The sequence below is a fragment of the Asaia krungthepensis NRIC 0535 genome (assembly GCF_025995175.1).
GTDB lineage: Bacteria > Pseudomonadota > Alphaproteobacteria > Acetobacterales > Acetobacteraceae > Asaia > Asaia krungthepensis.
The window spans coordinates 1-6,257 of record NZ_BAPV01000033.1; the positions used below are offsets into that span (position 1 = coordinate 1).

Here is a 6,257-nt window from a genome sequence, read left to right on the forward strand (position 1 = left end):
AAATGCAGGGTCTGATCCCTTTTTCCTCCAACCCGTTCCTGAACCAGTCGGCATCATAACCGCGATCAGCTAGGAGCCACTCTGCAGCGGGCAGATCATCCAGCAGGGCAGCCGCCCCGGTGTAATCGCTGATCTGGCCTACCGTCATGAAGAACCTGATCGGGCGGCCATTCCTGTCTGTCACCGCGTGCAGCTTCGTGTTCATGCCGCCTTTGGTCCACCCGATCAGGCGGCTTGGGCCCCCATTTTTATCTGCAGCTGGAGGGTTCGAAGAACCCCCTGTCTCTGAACAGTTGGCTGTGATTCTATCCTTGGTGTGATGATGGGAGGATGGGATGAAGCCGCCTGGTTTCTTTGATATTGAAGAGCGGCTTGCCCGGTTGAGTGGGCTTGGTGATCAGCTCGAAGCGTTTTCCCGGACTGTGGATTTTGTAGTGTTCCGCCCGGAACTGGGGCAGGCTCTGGCGTATTCCGACGGAAGCAAAGGCGGACGACCGCCATTTGATCCGGTCTTGATGTTCAAGATCCTGGTGATCCAGACGCTCAACAATTTGTCTGATGAGCGGACAGAATATCTGATCAACGACCGCCTGTCGTTCATGCGTTTCCTTGGTCTGGGACTGTCGGACCGCGTGCCGGATGCCAAAACGGTCTGGCTGTTCCGGGAGCGTCTGACGCAGGCGGGTGCGATTGAAAGGCTATTTGATCGCTTTGATGCTACTCTGCGAAATGCGGGTTATCTGCCGATGTCAGGTCAGATTCTGGACGCAACGCTGGTGGCGGCTCCAAAACAGCTCAATAGCAATGCTGAGAAAGCGGATCTTCGGGCAGGACATATCCCACAGGACTGGCAGGACAAGCCCTCAAAGCTGTCGCACAAGGACCGTCATGCGCGCTAGACGTTGAAGTTTACCAAGGCGAAGCGGCAGGACGACGGGACGATCCCATCAACAGATCTGGCCATCCCGTTCTTCGGCTATAAATCCCACATTTCCATCGACCGGAAGTTCCGGTTCATCCGGAAATGGAAAGCGACAGATGCCGCCCCCAGTGATGGCGCCCGATTGCGGGATGGGCTGCTGGATGAAACCAATACAGCCTCAAGCGTCTGGGCAGACACGGCGTATCGCTCCAAAGCCAATGAGGACTTTATGGAAAAGCATGGCTTTGTCTCGAAGGTCCACAGGAAAAAGCCTCATCTCAAGCCCATGCCACGACATATTCAGAAGTCGAATGCTGGAAAGTCAGTCATCTGATCGCGCGTTGAACATGTTTTTGCTGATCAGAAATCGCAGACAGGACTGTTCGTCCGAACCGTAGGCATAACGCGAGCCACCATGAGGATCGGACTGGCAAATATCGTCTACAATATGCGTCGCTTTCTCCTCCTGCAGCGGATTAACGCCGCGGCGTAGCAATCCAGAGCATGAAATCCTCTCTCTGCTCAAAACGTAGAGCGAAAATCATCATCCAGAACCTTCAATACCAGCCTGGCGCCCCCAAAATCAGGAGGAAAGGTCTTCAAGTCACGGTTCTTCGAACCCTCCATCTGCTCTTCCGAAAATCGACTACGCTTCATTCGTCCGTATCTTTCTTGATCAGACACTACTTCAAAATGGTCACATTCCCCGGGAGCACGTCACCAAATATCTCTTGCGCGCAACCTCGCCAATAAATCCATTCTTCCTCGGGCCGGTCTATAGCTTGAGTCCCCGTCCAAAATTGGGGCCATTTAGCTGCCTTGATTAAAGGGATCTCTGATATTACTGATATAATCGCACACTTGATATCCCTTTGACAAAGAGGCATGAGAGACGTTTTCTGATATGCAGCTGTTGTTTGTACGATGAGCGTCGGTAAAAACTGAATCTTCTAACGTTCCTGGACGCGGTCTTTAAAATAGAAAGATACTTTCCACTCAAACGAGAGAAATAATGGCAAAAATTATAAATACCTATGAAGTAAGCCGGCGTCTTGTTAATTCATTGTGTATGGAGGCAAATGGGACACCAATATCCATCATACAAAATAGCTTTATGCCGATTTTCGGAGAGTATTATTCTAATGAAACGAAATTTATATCAATAATAAATGTCGACACCTGCAAAAATAATGATATGATACTAGATTTTCTAAGTAGGGACAAATGGCCAAAAATAGTGATCTCTCGTCACACTTCAATGAGTATATCTTTAAAGTATATTCTTGCAGGAGCCCTGGATTGCGTGAGCAGTAGCATTCGTTCAGACCTCTTACTAGCTAAGTGTATGAACATATTCAGCATTATGGATAAGTCACGCGTCTACGATCTTGCTAATGATACGAGAGCGGTTTTGTCTATCGATTATAAAAAAAGAATCATCCGCACGGATGACGGGTCTCATGTTAGATTAACAGCTTCCGAGACCACTTTACTAGGTCTACTAGCCGAACGCAGCAGCGAATGCTTAAGTCGAGACGAGTTGTTGTCCCAGAACATCACGGGAAATGATGCGACTTATCGCGCATTAAATGTTCTGATAAGTAGGCTACGCATAAAGCTAGAGAGTGTCACGAAAAGAACAGTCATCGATTCGGTGCGCGGGTATGGTTACTCTCTGGGAGATGGTGTAAAACTAATCGGTCTATAGGCCTAAAAATAGCGAGTATACATAGAATTCTCTATTAAGAGTAAAATAATATTCTATTAAAATGTATTTCTTGTGGGTTTTTATTGATGAGCCGCCGCGCGCCGTTTCATACTCGCTCTTTTATAGGAGGATCGAGGATGACGGCATCGGTAGCATCACGGGATAACCACTCGGCATCAGCCCGTCAGTTTTTGTTGCCAACAGCGGTGGAGGATCTATCCTTCCCAAAGAGGGCTTTCTCAGCGTTCGTATTGCGCTGCTTGGGAGCAGCCCCCGGCGTTGCATCCAGGATCTGGCCGGACATTGCCAAATACCCGACGTTGCGCAGGATTGCGTCAAAGCGCTCAAACAGTCTTTCAATAGCCTCCGCTTGGATCAGGCGTTCACGAAACAGCCAGACCGTTTTAGCATCAGGCACCCGGTCCAATAGTCCCAAACCAAGGAAACTCATGAAGGAGAGACGCTCATTGATCAAATACTCCGTCCGTTCATCGGAGATGATTGTTCAATGTCTTGATAACCAGGATCTTGAACATTAGTACCGGATCGAACGGCGGACGTCCGCCTTTGCATCTGTCTGGATAGGCCAGAGCCTTCTCCAGGTCAGGACTGAACGCCTCGAAATCTACAATCTGGGAATGAACCGCTCCGGGATTGGCGGAGACCTTTTCTCATGAGAAGAAGGTCTGATGAGCAATCCTGTGAAGAAGTTTTCGCCTGAGGTTCGTGCCCGCGCGGTACGGCTGGTTCTGGAGCATGAGGGCGAGCACCCGTCGCGCTGGACGGCGATGGTGTCGATTGCCGGCAAGATCGGCTGCTCGGCGCATACGCTGAACGAGTAGGTCAAGAAGGCCGAAGTCGAAACCGGCAAGCGGGCTGGGGTTCCGGCCGAGACTGCCGGTCGGCTCAAGGCGCTGGAGCGTGAAGTGCGCGAGTTGCGCCAGGCGAATGAGATCCTGCGGAAAGCGTCCGCCTATTTCGCCCAGGCGCAGCTCGACCGCCCCTTTCGGAAATGACCGCGTTCGTCCACGAGCACCGCGCGGCATACGGGGTCGAGCCGATCTGCAGAATGCTGCAGATTGCCCCGTCAGCCTATTATGAACGGATACGCAAACAGCGCGAGCCCGATCGGCGATCCGCTCAAAGCAAGCGCGATGAGGTGGAGGGTTCGAAGAACCTTTAATGGTGATGAAGCGGTGATGTCATGTTAACTGACGTGAGGTAGGCGGAGCCCGAGCTGACCAAGTAGCGCACCGCGTTGATCACCTCGCGAAATTCGATCTCGCACGGACGGCCCATGCGCCCCGGTTCGGGCATCAGCGGCGCGATCCGCTCCCATTCCTCGTCCGTCATGTCCAACGGATAGCGCTTTGTCTTGCATGCAATCCCGGCCATTCTGCCCCTCTCCTCTGGTGTCCACATCCAGAGCTTGAATCACATCTGCTCCAACTTTCCAAACAGGCTCTTACCCATTCAACCTGACATCACCGCGAGAAGGCCTGCATGCGCCCAATTGCGGCATCCGCCAGAGCTAGAGCCTCTTCGAGGGGGCCATAATCGATCGGAAGGGGGCCGATTAGTTTGGCTGTCTGCTGAGCATACTCAGCCTTATCTTCTCCCTCCGTGAAATCCTCAGGGAAACACCTGTCATCACGCCGCGGCCGTCCTTGTTTCCGGCCAGCTACTGGACGTTTGGGCGGACGAACCGCTACACGCAAGGGTTCAAACCCCTTGAGGGCGAAAAGTCTTCGCGCCATGCGGTGAGTGACTTCGGTAATGAGACCTTCTGCAAGGAAACGTTCAAGCAGGAGATAAGCGGATTTGACGGAAACACCGAGTAGGCCAGCGAGCCGTGTCGCAGACAGCAGGGGAAAGGCTGCAATCAGATCGATCGCTGTGTCTGCCCGCGAATTGCTACGGCGGGCTCCGCTATGAGCTCTCGCATGATGCCACTGACACTCGAGCCCGATGACACGAGCATGAATGCCTTCCGCCTCATCGGCCAGTGCATTTAGAAAACAGGGGATCCATAGCGGGCGCTCCCAGGATGTACCGGATGCGAAGGCTCGGGCCCCTGTAAGGGGGAGCCTAACGCGCAAGAGCAGTGTTTCCTGCCAGAAAAAGACAAGAGCGCCGCGCATGGGCGAGCGGCTGTTTCCGTTATCGATCCAGCGTCGAAAAGCCCGAGTAGCCCCGAGAATCGGTCCCACGGTTGCTGCCTCGAAGCGCAGAAGCTCAATGGCCTGCTGGATACACTCTGTCTGAGTTGACGTCGGCCGTGCAAGCCATTGATACTGCTCGAATGCGACTTTCGCATTGTCAACGTTTGTCCCGCGATCAGCAGCGCCTTCGCCCTGTAGCTTTGGGCGCAAGCCTTCTAGTTCGGCGGCGAGATGCCACGGATCTATGACATAACCATCCACACCAGCGCAGATACGCGCCGCCTCAAGCCGCTCACGGAACAGGATGGCTGGGAGCAAAGGATGATTATGGAGACGCTGGTCCAGTCGCCCCATGGAGACAGCGACCCGGGTGAGTGCGGCGTAAAGCCTGTCGTTGGGAGAGAGGGACGGGCTCTGCCGATCGCTCAAGAGCGCCTCGCAGCGTCCCGATAGATCGCCTCTCCGTCGCGTCGACCTATAGCGATGACCAGGATCAGAATTTTGCCGTCATCGACCCTGTAGACGAGCCGATATCCGGCATCGCGTAGCTTGATCTTGTAGCAGTCTCGAAGGTCCGCTGTGAGACGGGCTGAGAGGACATGCGGCTCTTCAAGACGTCGCGCCAGAACCTTCTTGAACTGGGCCTTGATACTGCCATCCAGAGCGTCCCACTCGCGTTTGGCGCGTGGATCGAAATGGAGCGCGTAGCGTGTCACAGGTCATCCAGACTGACTGCAATCGAACCCTGGGGCGAGGCAAGGCGCGCACGTACGAGAGCGAGGAGATCGCGATCGTCATTCGACAGGATGACGCGCTGGACCGGGAGTTTTCCGGTTTCGACGACGTATTCGAAGGTCTGGCGGATCAGATCCGAGGGCGTGATCCCCAGCTCTGAGAGGCGCTGATAAGCAGCGTTCTTCAGGGTGTCGTCGATGCGCAGATTGATGGACGCCATGGCCTCTTATCCTCTGAGAATGAAGTGCATAATACGTCTTCACCTTCGTAAAGGCAAGGAATATATCTTACTCTTATATGGTATTAGGTTCAAACAACGCCTTTTCCTGAATTTTACCCCCTACCCCTACCCTACTTCCGATAATTCTTATTATCGGAAGTAGGTCCAGTGGAAGCGAAACGGCAGTAGATTAGCCACAAAGCCTGTTTCTGAGGCACGGTTTCGATGCGGCGCAGACCGTCTGTCTGCCGGTACGGCCACCTTCAATCTCGGATGTCAGCTTTCGCCTCAATATCGGACGTGAGGCATATCATTTTCCGTTTCGCAAAGCGGACGTGTCCACAGCTCGCCTTGCATTTCTTCTACGCGAACTGGAAAACTTCAAACGGTGAACGTTACGCGATATCCATCCTAACCTTGGCCGCCAGTCCAGGCGCACGGGCCGCCCCGTCACCGTGCTCGAGGACGAGACTGCCGTTGTCGATGTGCGCGGGACGCCGGTTCGGGTGC

Annotated in this window: 4 protein-coding genes, 5 pseudogenes and 1 other annotated feature; of the genes and pseudogenes, 3 read left to right on the plus strand and 6 right to left on the minus strand. The window is 53.5% G+C overall.

The window, feature by feature from the left end:
* Nucleotides 1–250, minus strand: a pseudogene (locus tag AA0535_RS10880) (transposase); the annotation flags it as partial.
* A gap of 85 nt (nt 251–335) precedes the next feature.
* On the opposite strand from AA0535_RS10880, the pseudogene AA0535_RS10885 reads away from it, so the two are divergent.
* Both AA0535_RS10885 and AA0535_RS15800 read left to right on the plus strand, forming a co-directional pair.
* A pseudogene (locus AA0535_RS10885) lies at nt 336–1,415 on the plus strand (IS5 family transposase).
* A gap of 870 nt (nt 1,416–2,285) precedes the next feature.
* Nucleotides 2,286–2,630, plus strand: coding sequence for a winged helix-turn-helix domain-containing protein (locus AA0535_RS15800; protein WP_373319323.1), 345 nt, complete (start codon nt 2,286–2,288; stop codon nt 2,628–2,630).
* A 232-nt stretch (nt 2,631–2,862) separates the two neighbouring features.
* On the opposite strand, the pseudogene AA0535_RS10890 reads toward AA0535_RS15800, so the two are convergent.
* Nucleotides 2,863–3,268, minus strand: a pseudogene (locus AA0535_RS10890) (transposase); the annotation flags it as partial.
* Nucleotides 3,269–3,319: 51 nt separating this feature from the next.
* On the opposite strand from AA0535_RS10890, the pseudogene AA0535_RS10895 reads away from it, so the two are divergent.
* Nucleotides 3,320–3,792, plus strand: a pseudogene (locus AA0535_RS10895) (transposase); the annotation flags it as partial.
* Nucleotides 3,601–3,717, plus strand: a sequence feature (AL1L pseudoknot). It overlaps the preceding pseudogene by 117 nt.
* A gap of 59 nt (nt 3,793–3,851) precedes the next feature.
* On the opposite strand, the pseudogene AA0535_RS10900 reads toward AA0535_RS10895, so the two are convergent.
* From AA0535_RS10900 to AA0535_RS10915, 4 genes and pseudogenes are all read right to left on the minus strand, one after another.
* A pseudogene (locus tag AA0535_RS10900) lies at nt 3,852–4,052 on the minus strand (transposase); the annotation flags it as partial.
* Between the two features lie 62 nt (nt 4,053–4,114).
* On the minus strand, nt 4,115–5,221 hold the full coding sequence (locus tag AA0535_RS10905) for a hypothetical protein (protein ID WP_264816171.1): 1,107 nt from the start codon (nt 5,219–5,221) through the stop codon (nt 4,115–4,117).
* Nucleotides 5,218–5,508: a type II toxin-antitoxin system RelE family toxin gene (locus AA0535_RS10910; protein WP_264816173.1), complete on the minus strand. Its 291-nt coding sequence runs from the start codon at nt 5,506–5,508 to the stop codon at nt 5,218–5,220. The genes AA0535_RS10905 and AA0535_RS10910 overlap by 4 nt, the downstream gene beginning before the upstream one ends.
* Entirely contained in the window at nt 5,505–5,747 is a 243-nt protein-coding gene (locus tag AA0535_RS10915) for a type II toxin-antitoxin system RelB/DinJ family antitoxin (RefSeq protein WP_264816175.1), read from the minus strand. Before AA0535_RS10915 ends, AA0535_RS10910 begins: the two co-directional genes overlap by 4 nt.
* Nucleotides 5,748–6,257: the final 510 nt, after the last annotated feature.